The following is a 19,127-nucleotide window of genomic DNA, read 5'->3' as shown; positions in this document are numbered from 1 at the left end:
AATTCTTTGGAATTACATTTTTTTTAGAGACCTTGTCCATTTAAATGACAAACAAAAAAGACCTATTAATTGAAGTATCCCGTAAATTGCTCGAGCAGCTTTTAATCTGTGTGGGAGCCCTTTTGTTTTTTACTTTTTACTTCGGTATCACCATTTCTAACCTAGGGCCCGCATTTACTTTCGGGGCATTTCTCCTTCCTGTTACCTTGGCTATGGTCAATGTTTACAGCTTCCACATCATCCCAACTTACCTTTTCCAACAAAAACATTGGTGGTTTTTAGTTTATACTATTTATACTATCATCATCTCCATTTTTTTAATTACCCTTTCCGCTTTTTCCGGCTATATCTTTATTAATTCCCTGGAGACCTTGGACAATGAATTTATGTTAAGCAAAAACCTCTACCTAATTATTATTGGGGTTTATATCGTTGTTTTGCTGACAACCCTTTTTTCAGCTTATCGCGAAAGTTATAAAATCCAATTAAGGAATCAAGAACTTCAATATACTCTGGTCAATGGAGAACTATTGCTCAAAAAAGAAGAACTGTCATATTTAAAAATGCAGATTCACCCCCATTTTCTATTCAATACCCTCAATACCATTTATGGGTCTGCCATCGCAAAAAGTGATGAAACACCTGAACTTATCCTAAAACTATCCAAGCTACTGGATTACATTCTTTATCAAACGCCAAAATCATTGGTTCCTCTTCAAGATGAAATCGATCACCTTCAGGATTACCTGGCATTGGAAAAACTGAGGCACAAATCCAATTTCAAAATAACGGTAAGTTTCCCAGAGCAGCCCAGTCAGCTGATGATTGCGCCGATGCTTTTTCTCCCTCTATTGGAAAATAGTTTTAAACATGGCAAACCACAGGAAAAAGAAGCTTTGATCGAATTGAACATCAAAACCCAAGATGAAACAGTACTGTTTTTTCTTAAAAACACTTTTGAGGAAACCGCAAATATGAAAAGTTTTACCTCTTCAGGAATTGGTCTCCAGAATATCAAAAAAAGGCTCCAACTCCTATATCCAGATGCCCATATTTTCCATATCCAAAAACTAAATGGGCAATTTATAATCGAATTACAACTGAATACTGTCCAAATCAAACCAAAGGTCTCATGAATTGTCTGATCGTCGACGATGAACCTATAGCCCAGAACATCCTTAGGGAATTTATATCTAAAGTGGACCACTTGAAGTTGATCGGCTGCGCAAACAATGCCAATGAAGCCTTCAATATGGTTCAGCAAGAACAAATTGACCTGATTTTCCTAGATATTAATATGCCAGGAATCGATGGAATAGCATTTGCCAAAATAATTCCCAAAAACATTCATGTGATCTTCACCACCGCCTACCGGGAATATGCCTTGGAAGGGTTCAACTTGGAAGCAACCGATTATTTATTGAAGCCCATACCTTTTGATCGGTTCCTAAAATCTGTAGCCAAAGTAAAAGAGGCACTGGAAAAGGATAAAGGAAACTTGACAGATGAAGAGAGGGCAGACTTTTTGTTTGTGAGGCAGGATCGCAAAATGGAAAAAATAGCTTTTACGGATATCCAATACATTGAAAGCTATGCGGATTATATCAAAATCCACTTGCAAGACCGAACTGTAATCGTCCGTGAAAGCATTTCAAATTTCACCAAAAAACTGCCGCAAGATCAATTTATAAGATTTCACAGGTCTTTTGTAGGAAACATTAAGGCTATAGATTCTTATACCCATGAATACCTAGAAATTGGTGGGCAAGCGTTAACAATAAGCCGGTCCTATAAAGAAGAAGTCCTTTTGCGTTTGTCTCAATATGAATGACCAAGTATAATGGCCAATTTATCGATCTTTCTTCAATGATTAATGATTTAAAATGCAAAACCAGCTTTTATTATTGCTACTTTAAACCTGATATCAGCACTTTGATAAAACAAAATCCATTGACTATTCATACTCATGAAAAACGAAAATATCAAAATCAATAAAACTGAAATACTGTCTGACAATTGGTACATTTTGAAGAAAGTCACCTTTGACTACCGAAAGAAAAATGGAGAATGGGAACCCCAATCCAGAGAAGCTTATGACAGGGGAAATGGTGCAACTATTTTACTTTATAACAAAGAATTTCAGTCTGTGATCCTCACTAGGCAGTTTCGCTTACCCACTTATATCAATGGAAACGAATCGGGCATGATGATCGAAAGTTGTGCTGGCCTACTGGATAAGGACAATGCTGAAGACTGCATCAAGAAAGAAACAGAGGAGGAAACAGGTTATAAAGTTCATAAAGTGCAAAAGATCTTCGAATCCTATATGTCTCCAGGTTCTGTTACAGAGATTCTACATTTTTTTGTGGCAGAATATGATAAGGGCATGAAAGTAAGCGAGGGTGGCGGTCTTGAGGAAGAGCAGGAAAATATCGAGGTGATGGAGTTGAATTTTGAAGATGCCTATAAAATGATAGCTACTGGAGAAATTAGAGATGCCAAAACAATTATGCTTCTACAATACGCCAAGCTACATCAACTGTTGTAACCAACGATTTTGTCCAATGCAACCATTAAATAGCCGAGTAAAAATAGCATATAGCTGATTCAATAGAGGTTGAATCAGCTATATATATGGTTTTAAACTTCCAGTTTCCATTCTCCGCGGAAAGGTCTGCCCAAGAGTTGATTGGCACCATCATCATTGATAAACTTTTCCTTCTTTGGATTCCATTCCAGTTCCCTTCCTAACTGATAAGCAATGTTCACTACATTACACAAGACAGACGTGCTATGCCCTATTTCCACATCACAAATCGGTCTTTTTCTCTCTGTAATGGCATCAATCCAATTTTGATAGTGATTATCACTGTACTCCAAGCGGATATCGGAATCTTTGATCTTCTGTTCTGCCAAACTTTCTGGACTTGTTTTCAGGTAACCTCTTCCAATATCAACGGTTCCTTTTGTGCCAATAAACCTCACTGCATTGCTCTTTCCCCAGTCTTCATGGGTCATCACAATGCCATTGTCATAGATCATCTTCATTCCATATACAGCACTTGGATCTTTCGGTGGGATGTATTTTACCGGGGCTGATCCATCCATTCCAATACCCCACTGAGCAATGTCAAGCATATGAGCCCCCCAATCGGTTATATCTCCCCCACCATAAGGTCTATACACCCTCCAGTCTGGATACCTGAAATCTTCTCCTTCTTGATACATGGGAGCGAGTATGTCATTATAGCCTCTGTATTCAGCCGGGCCTACCCACATGTTCCAGTCGATTCCTTCAGGGATTTCCTGCACTTCTATATCAAAAAGACGGGAAGGATTGCCGATGTTTACTTTGACTTCCTTTACTTCTCCGATATATCCATTCCTCACCAATTCACAGGCCTGTCTAAATTCATTCCAGGACCTTTGCATGTTTCCAGTCTGGAAAACACGTTTATATTTTCGGGTAGCATCAACCATAGCCCGGCCTTCCATCACAGTAGCGGCCAATGGCTTTTCACAATAAATGTCCTTACCAGCTTTGGCGGCTTCTACCGCTATATAGGCATGCCAATGATCAGGGGTAGCAATGACCACCGCATCAATGTCAGAACTGCTCAGTAAATCCCTAAAATCAGTGTGAATCTTCACCTCTTGAGCAGCACCAAACTTATCTGCATTTAACTTTTCCGCATCCTTTTTAAACTTATTCCGATTAAACTCCACCACATCTGAGCATCCCACAACAACCGTTTCTGGGCATTTCATCAAGTAATTCAATAAAATAAATCCTTGCTTGCCCGTACCGACAAAGCCTAAGCGAACCTTATCGATTCGAGGTGTTGAAAAAGCAAATGATGTACCCGCCATTGCGGATAATCCCATGGTGGCCACAGAGGTTTGAGCTATAAATTTTCTTCTAGATAATTTGGATTTTGTCATCTTGACTTCGTTTATATTAAATGGTTATTAGTTTATAGACATAAATTGTTACGCTGGAAAATGTCTAATTTAAGAAATAATATGATGGATTAACCTTTAAATTTAAAAGTGAATCTCAAAAATATTGATGATGCAGTACTCTCTGACACACCAACCATTTATAAATTCCCAACTCCTAACTGAATCAATTGATCCAAGTCTTTGGTGATCCAAAAAAGCTGCTGAATAAAACTCAAACCCAACTGTTAAAAATCATATCAAACGGGATTCATTCTATCCAAGGATGTTTTTATATCTTCAAATGAGTTTGGTCAATTGAATTGTAATAATTTTAGAGAATATGAAGAAATTAATCGCTCTTAAAAATTTTAAGGGGCTATTTTATGGTATTACATATGGGCTTGTCGCTCGAGCCTTATTTTCATTAGAAACAAATTGGAATATTATTCCCACATATGGATTAATGACATTGGCATTTATGTTTTTTGTACCATTCGTCATTGGTCTAATCACAGCGTACTACAATAAACACATATTAAGAGCATCCAAAATATTAGGAATTGCTATGCCAGTTTTTTCCATTTTAGGAGTAATTATTATAACAGTACTCTTTAATTGGGAAGGAATCATTTGTGCTTTGATGGCTATTCCTATTTTTGCTGTGATGTCCTTAATAGGAGGTTTTATAGGAATCAAATTATTTTATAGAAGTCCATCTCAATTAAAAGTTTCATTAATTCTATTCATTCCATTTCTAATAGCTCCAATTGAAGGTTATTTTGGTTTAAATGAAAAGTTCTTTATTGCAGAAACTTCTATTGAAATAAACTCTACAAAAGAAGATATTTGGAATCAAATAACCAGAGTTAGGACAATAAGTAAAAATGAAAACAGCAAATCTCTTTTTCAATTCTTAGGTTTTCCCAGACCGATTGAAGCATCTTTGGACACAATTGCCATTGGAGGTGTAAGAATAGCCAAATTTGATAAAGGCTTATTTTTTACAGAGACTGTAACTGATATCATTCCTCAAAAACTTTTGGCTTTTTCAATTGACAGTGACCCTAACAGCATCCCTCCTTCTGCGCTAGACAAACATGTTTTAATTGGTGGAAGCTATTTTGATGTTCTACAAGGAAAATATGAACTTGAAGAAATTTCTGAACATCAATTTATTTTACATTTATCTTCAAAATTCAGACTATCTACCAATTTCAACTTCTACAGTGGGTTATGGAGTAAGCTTATAATGAAAGATATTCAAAACAATATTCTTGAAATAATTAAGTCAAGAACAGAAAAGAATGGCCAAAAATGATCAAAACCATAAGAACAGACGCTAGCCACCAAGACTTTGTCAAATTAGTAAAGCTACTAGATGCAGAGCTGGCGGTAAGGGATGGAAAAGACCATGCCTTTTATGATCAATTCAACAAAATTGATCATATCAAATATGCAGTGATCGCTTTTGAAAATGGTATTCCTATTAGCTGTGGTGCCATCAAAGAATACGATAAAAGATCTATGGAAGTCAAAAGGATGTATACTGTAATGAATTTTAGAGGTAAAGGAATTGCTTCCGTTGTATTGGCGGAACTGGAAAAGTGGGCCAAGGAACTCAACTATAAACGTTGCATTTTGGAGACTGGCCTCAAACAGCCAGAAGCCATCAAGCTGTATGAAAAGAACGGTTATCTATTGATTCCCAACTACGGCCAATACATTGGTGTGAGTAATAGCCGGTGTTTTGAAAAAACATTGAAGTAAATTTAACAAAAGTACTTGTTTACACCCAAACTCAATAGCTTTAACATAATCACTTTTTTCCTTTTTCTACCAAATATTCTTTTAACATTTTAGGTCGATCAGTCTGTATCAACTTTACTTTATGTTCGAGATACCAGCCATATATACTATCCCGATTATAAACTGCCATATCATCTTCATAACCACCATTTAAACTTTCCCAAAGAGAATTTACCCACACTTTGCTATCGTTATCCTGGATTAATTTCATTAAGGTATAGGTGGTAGAATCAGCTTTAGAAAAAATGACCTCATAGGCTATAGGCTTTATTTCCTTACTGAATTTTAAGATTTCAGTTGCTGCATTGTCTTTCCCTAGATCAATGATGGGCATGTAAATAATCTTTGGCAGATAGTCTTTAAAGTCCTTTTTTAATTGTTCTACACCCACACTACCCTTCATTATTACGTGATCTGTTGTTTCTGTGGCCTCAAGTACTTCATATGCCTGATCAAATATTTCATAGGCTTTATCGAGATTGACCAAAATCTTTCCTTTTGCGACATTCATTGCTTCTTCCAAAGTAGGGATTTTATGATGGGTAGGATGCCCAGCCCCATTTCTCAACTGTAGCGATTTAAGACTATCCAAAGTCCAATCAGCCACTTTTCCCTTACCGGTTGTGGTCCTATCTATGGTTTGATCATGCATCAGTACCAAATGACCATCCTTGGTCATTCTAACATCTATTTCGACCATATCCAACTTCATTTCGATACAATTTTGAATTGCCTGGAGTGAGTTTTCAGGAGCATTTCTCCAATCTCCTCTATGCGATACTATCAGCACACGGTCATCATCGTTATTTTTTAGAGCTTTAAGTTTTTCTGCGATACCTTCACCCAATCCATTGTTCTCAACTTCGGAGGCCTGTTCTTGTTCCGATGGATGACAAGACATTAGGCAGCATACTGCCACACCTAAGACCATAACAAAATTTCTAATCATAAATATTTTTTTTAAATAGAAAAGAGTAAGCCCAAGAGGACTTACTCAAATATTAATACTCTGGAACACCGAATAGGATTAATTATATCCTGGATTTTGATACATCCTTTCAGGGTCCAGTTGATACTCATCAAATGGAATGGGGAAATAGCGATCCTTTTCGCTAATATTGTTCAAATTGGCAATTCCATATTCGGATTGTTCTTTATTACCAAAGTAACTCACTAACTCAGCAGGACTGAACGCTCTTAACAAATCATACCATCTCTTTTGTTCAAATGCCAATTCTACCCTTCTTTCATGCAAGATAGCCAATTGAAGAGTTGGAAACTGACTGGCATATTCATCGTCTTGCATTGCCTCTTCATATAGAGGCAAACCAGCTCTTTCACGTACTTGATTTAACATAGCAATTGCTTCACTTTCAATCCCCAAACGGAAATTTACTTCCGCCAAAAGGAGGATAACATCAGCATATCGCATCATGATATGATCATTTCCACCAAAACCATTCACCCCTGCTGCATCACTTACATCTCTATATTTTGTAATAAAGTACTGCTGAACGGTTGGAGCTTCAGCAAATTTCACAGAGAAATCCCCTCTTGGATCGTTCTCTTCATATTCATTGACCAAATCCAAGTTCACCCGAGTACCTTCGCCAGTTGCAGGGCGTTGGGAATTGGTGGTTTCGCCCAATGCCTGATTGCTTCTCGCAATGGAGGAACTGTAATTTTGGTCTCCTTGACGATAAACAATTTGGAAAATAATCTCCGGATTAGTGGATTTTTGCTCCACATCGAAAACAGAAGTATAGCTGATCTCACTTAAATCATCAAAAGTCCTTTTGTTATAAGCCTCTGTCAGATTTTCTTTTGACAAGTTAAAATAAGTAGTTGCATCTTGATCTCCTATTCCGTTGCTTCCCATGGTAAGGTATACCTCTCCCAATAAAGCTTGAGCAGCTACTTTTGAAACTTTCCCTTTGCCAGAAAGAGGTTGGTGATCTGGCAAAGAACTGTTGATTGCTATTTGTAGGTCAGAGATAATTAGCTGATAAATAGTAGCTTCCTCCTCCCTAAAGGTAAGTTCTTCCAATTCTCCTGGAGTCTGCACCTGCTGGGTGACCAATGGCACTGGGCCCCATTTTCTTACTAAATGGTAATATGCCAATGCTCTCAGAAAACTAGCTTGAGCCAAATGGCTACTTCTGACGCTTTCATCATTGTAGGGTACATCTGCAATTTCATTAATCACATAATTTGCCCTTGCCACTATAGTGTACAAGGCGGACCAATGAGATTTTAAATAAGTATTACTTGGCAAAAGTGAAAAGTCATTGAACTGGAATGGCTCACCAGCATTGGACTGATTATCATTCCGTCCCCTATCATCACTTCGCTCATCTGTATAAAGGCCACTGTTCTCTCCTAAAGCATTGTTGCTTCTTATGGCTGCATAAATGCCATTTACTGCTGCTTCTACTTCAGTCTCAGAGCTCAAAAACGTTTCTGCAGCTACTGCATTTGGGTCTGATAGGTCTAGAAAATCCTCTCCACATGAAGAAAGTCCCATGACGAGCACGACCAATCCTATAAATATATTCTTGTTTTTCATGTCTAAATGCACTGTTATAAAATTAGAAGGTAAGTTTTACACCCAGGTTATAAGATCTCATTAAAGGGTATTTTCCATAATCTACCCCAGGTGTCAGGTTAGCGCCATCGTTATAATCGACCTCTGGATTATAACCCAAATAGTTCGTGAAAGTGAATACATTATCTACTCCAGCATATATGCGTAAACCTGCTAACCTCATTCTTTGTAAAACTGCCATATCGTTGAAGGTGTATCCTACGGTAATGTTGGTGATTCTCAAATAGGAACCATCCTGAATATAAAAAGTGGATAATCTAGTACTGTTGCTTTGGGTGCCTCCTCGGGAAGCTTTGTAAACCCAACCATTTCCTGGATCAGTTACACTCCTAAAGCGATCATCCACTACCGCATATTGGTTTCCAGATGCTTCCATATTAAACAGGTAATAGTCCTGACCATCTAAAACCTCATTTCCCTGAGAACCATTCATGGCAATACTGAAATCAATGGCTTTGTAATTACCAGATAGTGTCATACCATAAGTAAAGTCTGGATATGGACTACCAATTACACCTTTATCATCATCACTGACCACACCGTCGCCATTTACATCTTCAAAATATAAATCACCAGGTCTTAAGGGGTTACTAGAAGCCAATGAACGTGGAGGGCCTTGTAACTGATACCCCTCAGGGAAAGATTGAGTAGCGGCATCATAGGCAGCATCATCCGCCGCTATACCTTCCATATCACTTTCTGTAACCATTCCGGCTACTTTAAAACCATAGAACATACCAATAGGCTGTCCAGTGGTGGTAATGTGGGTTAAATAAGACCTTTCTGCACCACGAGAAAGAATGGTGCTCGCTCCACCCAAATCCAGAACTTTATTACGGTTAAGGTTAAAATTCCCACTCAAATTAAGATTGAAGTCCTGTGTCGATACCAAAGCTGCGTCTACCTGTAAATCTATCCCCTTATTTTCAACCTTGGAATCAGGCATATTTGTTAAAATAGAGGTAGTTCCTGAAATAGCTGATATAGGTCGGTTAAACAAAAGATTATAAGATCGGCTGAGGTATGCGTTGGCTATCACAAACAACTTTCCTCCCAATAATTCTGTATCGATACCGAAATTGAACTGACTAGTGGATTCCCAGCCTAGCGATTGGTCTCTCATACTTTCTGGCCAAACAGCAGAAGCAATGGTACCATTGCCAAACACCACTCCCGAAGGACTGGAAATTACTTGCTGATAATTATAATTACCTATGTTATTATTACCACTAATACCCCAGCTTCCCCTAAGCTTCAAAGAAGATCCTTCACCTAACCAATCATTATAAAAGTCCTCATTGGAAATATTCCAAGCAGCAGATACAGAGGGGAAATTACCATACCTGTTCAAAGGTCCGAATCTTGACGATCCATCTCTTCTGAAAGAAGCTGTTAAGTAGTAACGGCTGTCATAATTATATCCTACCCTAGCTAGGTAGGACAGTAAGCGGTTTTGGGATTTTCCTGTACCACTATTCATTTGGAAATTTGATGGATCAGCACCTTTTCCAGTAATTTCTTTGATATTATCATTCTCAAAGCCATTTGCGGTTACGCTGATTACATCTGTGTCAGTGGCTTGTACTGTATAACCAGCCAAAGCATTAATTGAGTGCTTGTTGAAATCTCGAAGATAGGTAAAAGTAAATTCGCCTAACCTGTCTCTCCTGTTCAAGGTTTGTGCGGTAGCATAAGCGGCATTTTTAGCTTGCTCAGAATAAGGTGGGTTGGCACCACTACTTAAACTGGTTGGCTTGTAAAACTCATATTTCTCATAATAATTTTGCATGCCCAAATTGGCCTTGAAAGTCAGTCCTTCGAAAAGGTCATAGCTCCCATGCACATTATAAGTTCCTCTTTGGCCCATTCTGCTAATGATGGTTTCACTGGCCAATGCCAGAGGGTTTTCGATGCTTTGAAAGCCATAAGCAGACGACATCGAAGCTGCTTGGTTTTTTGCCAAAGAACCATCCTCATTATAAGCTGGAAAAATAGGCATATAAATCAACGCTCCCAAGATAGGCCCTTGGTGAAAACGACCTTCTTGTACCTCCCGGTTATCATTATTGGTAAAGGCCATATTGGCACCGACCCTAAACTTATCACTCACTTCAGAATCCACATTCACCCTTAGGTTAAGACGATCCTGCTTGGTAGTTTCTATTATACCAGGTTGATGTTGATAACCTCCACTTATAAAGTATTGTGACTTTTTATTTCCACCGCTTATGGAAAGGTTATATCGCTGCGCATGTGCATTTCTGTACAATACATCCTGCCAATCGGTATTGTATTCCGGAGCGATTGCCTGTTGGTTGGCAAAATCATAAAACTCGGTAGGAATACTTACACCGCCAGCATTGCCTACATTAGCCACCCTGACTTCGTTAGAATCTGAATACATGGCATCGGTCCATGTTTGACCGGAATTCTCAATAAGGTTCCGGTAATTGTTATTTCTCGCATCAATCAGTAAGTCAACAAATTGGGTAGAGTTCAATAGGTCGACTTTCTTTTCCAATTGTTGGATTCCTGACTGATAGTCAAACTCAACTTTAGATTTTCCTTCACTTCCTCTTTTGGTGGTAATTAAAACCACTCCTCCCGATGCCCTAGAACCATAAATGGCTGCCGAAGCAGCGTCCTTCAAAACATCGATGGATTCAATGTCATTAGGATTAATGTAAACATCATTGCCAGCAGGATATCCATCTATTACATATAAGGGTGCAGAGCTCGCATTGATTGAACCTATTCCCCTTACCCTCACTTTAGTAGTTTCATAAGGTGCTCCAGACACTTGGGATACCTGCACCCCGGCAATTTTACCAGTCAAAGCTTGACCCACAGTTGGCGCGCTCAAGTTCAGGTCCTTTGCTTGGACATTAGACACTGCTCCGGTAAGGTCTGATTTTCTCAGTGTTTGATAACCAATCACCACAACTTCGTCCAAATTATGGTCCTGGGATTCCATTTGCACATCAAAATTGGAACGACCTTCAATGGATAATTCTCGTGGACCATAACCCAACAAGGTAAATACCAAAGTTGCATTTTCCCCAACACTAAGACTGTACCGTCCAGAGGCATCAGAAATATCCCAATTGTTTGTTCCCTTTTCAACTACTGAAACGCCCTCCAAAGGCACTCCTTCGTCGCCGGTAATCACACCCTCTATATTCACTTGGGCATACAAACTACCCAGCGAGAAGAAGGTCATTAAGCATAATGTAATAATTCGGTTCATCAGATGATTTTGAAATAGTTAAAGATTTAAAATATTTTAATCGTGTAGGGTTATAATGGCTGCATTGTCTTTTCTAGATGAGGAAACCGCCACACCTTGCTTTAGATTTCCCATAAGGGCAAAACCCTCAAGCTCATCAGCTCTATCAATATCTATGGTTTTGATGACTACTTCGCTTCCCAACTTCATGGAAGCTTCAAAGTCCAAAAATGTAAATCGCCACCTTCGACCTTCAATTTGATTTTGGATGAGTACTAATATTTTTTCATCTGCCATCCAGTGTAAATTTTGAACCCATGGGGAGCAATTGAATTTACCGACCAATACGCCAGCTTCACTGGTCTTTTTAGAGTTGAGTAAATTTTCTGGATGATAAAGTCTTACTTCATTTTTACCTGGGCCATAATCAGCAGTAGCTACCATCCACTCACCCTGATATTGAACATATTCTGGACGTGTTCCTTGAATGCAGGCATCGTCCTCAATCGTAGTAAGAAGGTTGCCGTCAAGGGTTTTGCTTTCAAGAAAACCATCCCAGTCAATTGCATAAATTACTGCCTTCCATTTTGTTCCTTCTGGATTTAAGCGTATGGAATTACCAATAAAGGTTGGTCCATGACCATTCCAGGCTATTCCTGTTGGATGGTTGATCAAGTCAATTTTATCCAAAGTAAACCGATACTCATTTCCTGTGTATGTCAAACTATCATGAAACACATACTTTCTCATCATACCGATTTCCCGGTCGCCGTAAACAAAGCATTCTCCATTGATAAAAGTGATACCCTGCGCTGCTCCCAGACTGTCCAGAGTCATGGTGTTTTTTATTTCAATTTGCTGTGCACCTGTATCGGGCACTAAGCCTATCAAAAGAAATAGGGAGGCTAATAGTAGTATGTTTTTTTTCATAAGTTTTATGGATCAAGGGGTTCATCAGCATCTATCTGAAGTGCTTTAATTGATGGATAGAATTCAGCTGTTGTGGCAGAAAGTCGTTTTCCATTCTTGTAAGGGCTGTATCCCAACTCATCCATACAGCGCTTTTGCATTTTCTCTGCATAGATATAGTTGCTCTGTGAAGGAGTGGTTACTGTAATAGAGGGCCTATTCATAGGAAAACCATAGCTAAACATAATCCTAGCAGTATTCCTCATATTTGTCGTGGTGTGTCTGGCATGAGGATCCATCAAAATGGCTGACTCAGGAACACCCAATGCCAGAAGATATTTTTTCATCTCCATGGCTTCATTACGTTGGACTTTATAGGGGTGAACATATCCTCCGGACACAAGAATAAAAGGAGCCATTCCTTTCTTAAAAGCATCAAAAGCCAATCGACAACGTAAGACCCCTCCTGAACTAAGACTGTCCAAATAATTATCTGTTCCCGCACCTGGGATTAAAATCAAAGGATAATCAAATTCATCCCAGTTTACTTTTTTGGCTTTCAAATAGGCCTCTTTATTTACTGTCAGATGCATGGGTTCAAACTGCCCAGCATGTTCCATCCTTGCCATGTCCAAAGCACTCATGGCATAATTTAAAGTCGTACTAAAAAAAAGTTTGGAATTAGATGATTCCACCTTCACCAATTCACCTAAGGCTTGAATATTGGCCAGATAAGTAGAGGAAGAAACATTCATTCCCAAGGAGTCTATTCGTGGGTAGTTCGGTTTACCTCCTTTGGCATAAACATGTATAATATGATTCAAGGTGTTGGCATCTTGTTTCCAAGCATTCGCTAGCCAAACACCAGCTTCATCATCTGCTTGCAATTGGTATTTTCCTGAGGGAATCAAATGCATTGCTACCATTTGTTGAATAGCTTCATGATTCCTAAAGAGCATAGTAAGTCGATTGGCTACTTGATCAATTTCTGCCTCACTAAAAGGTTGATTCTTGGCATAGCATAATACGTCATTACCGCATTCCTCTAAAGATTGGACCAGTTGACGGCGTTTATGTTCTCCTAAATCTCTTAATACTTCATCTTCTACCAAAACCGCCCTGACATCTGACAGGTTTTCAATAAGGTTCAGTAAGTAAACATTCTTGGATTTGATATAGGAAGTTCCCTCCACATAATTGTACTGGTGCATCGGCCCTTCCTGAGCCAAAAGTGTTAAGCTGATCAGACTTACAAATAGAAATAAGAAGGTGGTTTTCATGGCCACAAAGTACGCCAAAGAAGCACTCAAGGAACCCTAAAATTGAATTATCAAACTATTATTTTAATATTTAAAAACATTCATCAAAGGTTAAAACTGAGAAAAAAACTAAATCGATACAGTTATACATTTGACCTATTTAGCAAGTAAAAAGTATGATATTCTAATGTGACAAAAATCAAATAAAAACTAAATGAAGCAAAAATCACCTGTAAATTAATGGAAAACCTAAAGCCTTATATAGGCATGTATTTTCAATGACTATATTTGATCTATTTTACCATAATGTTACTATCTATTGTTTTTTGACTGAATATTAATAAAAAATCAAGTTACATGAATGGACGCACTTTTTTTAGACTCCCAACTGGCTATCCCTTGTTTATTGAAGACAAAGTTAATGACCCTATGATAAAAGAAATGCAGAAGTAATACGATTACTTCTGCATTTCCTTTTTACCTAGCGATAGCCATTGTTGGAAGGATCGGACTCCAATAATGCTGGGTTCAATACAAATTCCTCAGTAGGAATAGGTAAAAGAACATGGTATGGTTGGATATTGGCTGCAGGGTTCCAAATCCTGTACTCCGTGCTTTTTACTACTTCCTCCAAGATTCCCCACCGGATCAAATCCATCCTTCTGTGGCCTTCTCCGCCTAATTCCCACCTTCTTTCATCATATATGGCTTCTCGTAGACTTTCTTGGGTCAAACCAGAATAAGGCATATCTGGCTCATAAGCTCTCTCTCTAACCCTATTGATATATTGATAGGCCAAAGCCGTTGGGCCATTGAGTTCATTTTCAGCTTCAGCGGCCATCAGGTATACATCGGCCATTCTGAAGATAATCTTATTATCTCCATGGTTCCCCCTGGGTGAGTTGATCTGATCCAGGTTCCACATCTTGGGCATATAAGGAAAGTTCAACTCAAAGCCCAAATAATTGGTAATGATATTAGCACTTCTTCTAAGGTCATTTTCAGGAAAATCATTGACATAACCTGGCAAAGGTATGGCCAAACCATAGCCTGTAAATCCCTCACTTCTATTTCCCAATGCTGTACTTAAAGCACTTTGTTGAGTTGGATCCTTAGGCTCGTCACGGATCCGAGGAGTAAAATGATCCACCCAGTCAGAGGACCGTACATCTTTCACAAAATCTATTTCCCAGATATTTTCAATATTATATTCATTGAACTGATCAAATACAGCCGCATAATCATCCAGCAAATCATGCGGTGAGCTGTTGATGATCTCTTCCGCCTTGTTTTTGGCTGCTTGCCAGTTTTTCTGAATCAGATAAATCTTAACCATCACCGTAGCTGCCACCCACTTACTCGCCTTTCCTAAATCATTACCCGTATAGCCGTCCGGTAAGAGGTCCTGAGCAACTTGAAGGTCGGTCAATATATCCGTCCTAATCTGGTTCACATCTGTTCTGGGCAATACCTGAATTTCAGAAATGGGAAGGTTATCCCGGTAATAAGGCACATCTCCCCAAAGATTGGTCAAATGATAATAAGCATATGACCGTAAAAACAAGGTCTGACCTCTGAAATAGTCCCTTTCTCCATCACTCAAAGTTTCATTGATGTCCAATTGCTCCAAAATAGTATTGGAATTCAGAATGATAGCATAAAGGTTCTGCCAAGTCAAGGGTGCTCCGCCTCCTTGGGATATGGCACTGATATTACTTTCACTCAAGCTATAATTCTGGGTAGGCTCTACCTGATCAAACACCCTATTGGGGCCAATCACATCTGCACCGTTTTCATAATATCTGTCCAACCCCACTTTTCCATGAAGTGAGTTATCCTTGTAAATATTGTACAATCCCACAATTGCCAGCTCAAACTCCGCTGGAGTATTAAAGAAATTAGTCGGGGAAACGATGTCCTTGGGCTTTTCTTCCAAAAAGCTGTCACAGCTGAAGAGCAGCGCTAGCGCCATCACAACTGCTATTTTGTTTCTTATGATATGTTTCATTTTTTTATCCTTTAAGTTTCCTGATCTGTTTTTAAAGCCTTGAATAGCAAACAAAATCCGGAAATGTTATTTTTTAACATGCATTAAAAATCGATTTTGGCGCCAATAGCTACAGTCCTGGACGTAGGATATTGTCCCTGTGAAAAACCCATAGACAGGTTATCACTGCTTCTACCATATTGACTGGTTTCTGGATCCTTCAACCTAAAGCTTGAAAGCACAAACAAATTGTTACCGGTTAGATAGACCGTCAAGCCCTTGAGTTTTGTGTTATCCATAGGGATATTATAGGCCAATCTCAAACTTTTTAACCTGATATGAGACCCATCTTCAATCATTGCAGAATTGTTGTAAACCTCAGAAAGTGCAGCCACAGATCCTGCACGAGGAATGTCGGAAGTTGGGTTTTCTGGAGTCCAACGATCCAATGTTTCTGCATACTTGGTAGTCTCAGACCTACCAAAAAGAGCTGTTTGGGTCAAACTATTGAAAACCTCATTACCGTAGGTTCCTTGGAAAAAGAAATCAAGGTTAAAGTTTCCTATGGTAAAAGTGTTACCAATTCCAAAATAGAAGTCAGGCTGCGGGCTACCCAAGACAATAAAATCGTCTTCAGTGATTTGTTGATCGCCATTGGTATCCTCAAACCTTGGACCTCCCACATCATGGTCACCACCGATGCCTGCTGCGTCTATTTCTTCCTGTGATTTCCAGGTTCCTAAATAGCGAACACCCGTAAAAACTGGTGTAGTTTCGCCCACAATCAATCGGGCACCTGTCCCACCTTGCTGGGCTGGTGTGGCCAAATTGATAAAGTCTACCCCTCCTAAGTCAACTACTTTATTGTTATTATGGGAAACCGTCAAATTTGTGGACCAGGTGAAATTCTCCTTATCAATGTTGATACTATTGGCCAAAAATTCCACGCCACGGTTCTGCACTTTTCCGATATTCTGCAGCTTGCTAACAAAACCTGTTTGTCTTGGCAATTGGGCATTTAACAGTAAGTCCTTGGTGTTCTTCTGATAAAAATCAAATTCCAAAGTCAAGCGCCCTTCCATGAATCCCATTTCCAAACCAATATCCAACTGTCGTGTAGTTTCCCACTTCAATTCAGGGTTTTCCGGTCTTCCTAAAACCACTCCAGGTTGTTCGATTCCATTGAATGTAGTATTCGCTGCATTGAGAATCGCTAAAGTCCTATAAGACGGAATGGCCTGGCTTCCTGAAAGACCATAGCTGGTCCTGAATTTCAAGTCACTAAATACTCCCATGTTCTTGATAAATGGTTCATCACCAATTCTCCAAGCAAAAGCTCCAGATGGGAAAAAGGCATATTTATTTTCCGGAGCAAACCGAGAAGAACCATCCACCCTTCCTACAGCGGTAAAAAGGTATTTATCCTTTATGGAGTAGTTTACCCTTCCTAACCACGACACCAACTGGAAAGCATCATAGCCCGACCCTACTTCATTTCGGGTAGGGTCTGATCCAAAGCCAATATTATTGAACCCTGTCACATCATTAGAGAGTCTAAAGGCCCTTGCTACACTGGATTCAAACTCTGTCTTCTGAATGGTAAATCCTGCCAATGCGGTCAATCGATTACCATTGGTAAAATCCTTGATGTAGTTTACCGTGTTTTCATTGATATAGCCCATTCTCAATGAAGTATTCACCTCAGCATCTCCCCCATTTTGAAGAATGAAATTATTGGGCAATGCTCCTGGGTTGAAAATATTTTGTTTGAAATTGTTGATTTCAGGACTTATAGTGGTCTTGAAAGTCAGGTTCTTTATTGGGGTCAACTCAATGTAAATGTTACCCAAAATGTTGGTGATCAGATTATGGTTTTGGCGCATCTGAAGATCTGCTTCAAAGTTCCTGGTCACACCATCAGTGATTGGATCAAGAGCGGTGAAATTTCCATCTTCGTCATAAATGGCTCGGGTTGGAGTCGTGGAAAGGTATAAGCCTGAAAAGTTGATTTTACTGTTTTCATTTCTCAGTCTGGACACATTCAACCTAAAGCCCACCTTTACCAAATCTGAAAGCTGGTTATCCATATTGGCTCTGAAAATGTATTTCTTGATCCCTGTCTCCCTGATCAAACCTTCTTGGTCAAAATAATTGGCAGACACGTAATAATTGACTTTTCTATTATCTGAACTTCCAGAGAGAGATACATCCACGTTTTGAACAGCTCCATTTTGACTGACTTGATCAATCCAGTCCACATTGGGAACCTCATCTAGGTTTACAAATGGCAAAGCGGATTGTCTAAACTCCGCATCTTCATTGGCATAATCCGCATGTTGGGGACCATCTAAAAAGTCTACTTTGGTTACCATCGATTGGACGCCATAATAAGCGTTTACAGAAACATTGGTTCCGCCACCAGCTCCTGCACCGCTTTTGGTGGTTACCAAAATGACACCATTTGCTCCTCTGGTACCATAAATGGACACGGCAACCGCGTCTTTCAACACGTCAATGGACTGAATATCATTGGTATTGATATTACTGAGGTTAAAATCCGTACCAACAATAATCCCATCAATTACCCAAAGAGGCTCATTATTACCTTGAATCGAGTTTCCACCTCGAATCCTGATGGTAGGGGCTGCCCCTGGTTCACCACTGATTTGTGAAACTTGCACTCCAGCAGCCCTTCCTTGTAGGGTCTGGTCCACACGGGCAGCAGGCAAATTTTCCAACTGCGCTCCTTCTACCTGACTTACCGAACCTGTCAGGTCCTTTTTATTGACCTGGCCATAACCTATGACGACTACTTCTTCCAAATTGGACAGGTCGGGATTGAGAACCACATTCAAAGTTGTTCTGGAATTGACAGCTACATTTTGAGCAGCATAGCCCAAATAGCTAAAACTCAAAGTAGCATCAGCAGGAACGGTAATTTCAAACCTGCCATCTATATCAGTAGCAGTTCCATTGACATTAGCAGTATTTTTTGTGGCCAGTTCTAAGACATTGACCCCGGGAATGGTCACTCCCGACTCTCCGTCAGTAACTGTACCTGAGACTGTAATTTCTTGTGACAGTGCTACTCCAGCATAGAACAGCAATGCCACAACAAGTAAAAACTTGGTTGTAGAATTGTACATAGCGGTTATTTTGGGTTAAAGTTTAAAGATGGATCTGCAATCCCATGGACAACAGACCTTGATTTAATTTCTATTTACTATAAAATTGATCATGACAAATCCTTAAAAGGATAGATCACCTTATCAAATAAACCTGTTCGATCAATGTATTTACTAAACAGAGGCCATAACTCATTCCTCCTTGAAATTCTCTTTACTTAAACTTTCTTCACAATATTCAATACTTTGGTGATATTCAGGTAAAATA

Annotated in this window: 13 protein-coding genes; 5 read left to right on the top strand and 8 right to left on the bottom strand. The window is 39.2% G+C overall.

Going from position 1 to position 19,127, the window contains the following annotated elements; translation table 11 throughout:
- Positions 1-44 precede the first annotated feature (44 nt).
- From JL001_RS15530 to nudK, 3 genes are all read left to right on the top strand, one after another.
- Complete coding sequence (locus tag JL001_RS15530) at positions 45-1,136, top strand: sensor histidine kinase (RefSeq protein ID WP_200977659.1); 1,092 nt, start codon at positions 45-47, stop codon at positions 1,134-1,136.
- Positions 1,133-1,831 (top strand): LytTR family DNA-binding domain-containing protein, encoded by a 699-nt coding sequence (locus JL001_RS15525; protein WP_200977657.1) that lies wholly within the window; start codon positions 1,133-1,135, stop codon positions 1,829-1,831. The genes JL001_RS15530 and JL001_RS15525 overlap by 4 nt, the downstream gene beginning before the upstream one ends.
- 135 nt (positions 1,832-1,966) lie before the next feature.
- The gene (gene nudK, locus JL001_RS15520; protein WP_200977655.1) at positions 1,967-2,548 is read left to right on the top strand and encodes a GDP-mannose pyrophosphatase NudK; all 582 of its coding nucleotides are present in this window, start codon (positions 1,967-1,969) and stop codon (positions 2,546-2,548) included.
- Between the two features lie 92 nt (positions 2,549-2,640).
- Here the strand turns inward: nudK and JL001_RS15515 are convergent, their stop codons facing one another.
- Entirely contained in the window at positions 2,641-3,942 is a 1,302-nt protein-coding gene (locus JL001_RS15515; RefSeq protein ID WP_200977653.1) for a Gfo/Idh/MocA family protein, read from the bottom strand.
- Positions 3,943-4,282: 340 nt separating this feature from the next.
- Here JL001_RS15515 and JL001_RS15510 point away from each other — a divergent pair, with 340 nt between their 5' ends.
- Both JL001_RS15510 and JL001_RS15505 read left to right on the top strand, forming a co-directional pair.
- Entirely contained in the window at positions 4,283-5,260 is a 978-nt protein-coding gene (locus tag JL001_RS15510; protein WP_200977652.1) for a hypothetical protein, read from the top strand.
- Complete coding sequence (locus JL001_RS15505; protein ID WP_200977650.1) at positions 5,257-5,709, top strand: GNAT family N-acetyltransferase; 453 nt, start codon at positions 5,257-5,259, stop codon at positions 5,707-5,709. Before JL001_RS15510 ends, JL001_RS15505 begins: the two co-directional genes overlap by 4 nt.
- Positions 5,710-5,758: 49 nt before the next feature.
- Here JL001_RS15505 and JL001_RS15500 read toward each other — a convergent pair whose 3' ends face one another.
- The 7 genes from JL001_RS15500 to JL001_RS15470 all read right to left on the bottom strand — a co-directional run bounded on the left by JL001_RS15500 (position 5,759) and on the right by JL001_RS15470 (position 18,880).
- Positions 5,759-6,697, bottom strand: coding sequence for a glycerophosphodiester phosphodiesterase family protein (locus tag JL001_RS15500; RefSeq protein WP_200977648.1), 939 nt, complete (start codon positions 6,695-6,697; stop codon positions 5,759-5,761).
- A gap of 78 nt (positions 6,698-6,775) precedes the next feature.
- Positions 6,776-8,314: a RagB/SusD family nutrient uptake outer membrane protein gene (locus JL001_RS15495; protein ID WP_200977646.1), complete on the bottom strand. Its 1,539-nt coding sequence runs from the start codon at positions 8,312-8,314 to the stop codon at positions 6,776-6,778.
- A gap of 22 nt (positions 8,315-8,336) precedes the next feature.
- Positions 8,337-11,600, bottom strand: a complete 3,264-nt coding sequence (locus tag JL001_RS15490) for a TonB-dependent receptor (protein ID WP_200977644.1) — start codon at positions 11,598-11,600, stop codon at positions 8,337-8,339.
- Between the two features lie 36 nt (positions 11,601-11,636).
- Positions 11,637-12,509, bottom strand: a complete 873-nt coding sequence (locus JL001_RS15485; RefSeq protein WP_200977642.1) for a hypothetical protein — start codon at positions 12,507-12,509, stop codon at positions 11,637-11,639.
- A 5-nt stretch (positions 12,510-12,514) separates the two neighbouring features.
- On the bottom strand, positions 12,515-13,768 hold the full coding sequence (locus JL001_RS15480) for a YdcF family protein (RefSeq protein WP_236252839.1): 1,254 nt from the start codon (positions 13,766-13,768) through the stop codon (positions 12,515-12,517).
- A gap of 460 nt (positions 13,769-14,228) precedes the next feature.
- Positions 14,229-15,755, bottom strand: a complete 1,527-nt coding sequence (locus JL001_RS15475; RefSeq protein ID WP_236252838.1) for a RagB/SusD family nutrient uptake outer membrane protein — start codon at positions 15,753-15,755, stop codon at positions 14,229-14,231.
- Positions 15,756-15,838: 83 nt separating this feature from the next.
- On the bottom strand, positions 15,839-18,880 hold the full coding sequence (locus tag JL001_RS15470) for a TonB-dependent receptor (RefSeq protein WP_200977638.1): 3,042 nt from the start codon (positions 18,878-18,880) through the stop codon (positions 15,839-15,841).
- Between the last annotated feature and the right edge of the window lie 247 nt (positions 18,881-19,127).

The sequence above is a fragment of the Echinicola sp. 20G genome (assembly GCF_015533855.1).
GTDB lineage: Bacteria > Bacteroidota > Bacteroidia > Cytophagales > Cyclobacteriaceae > Echinicola.
The sequence above is the reverse complement of the archived record's forward strand: the minus strand, read 5'-3'. Positions and strand labels throughout refer to the sequence as shown.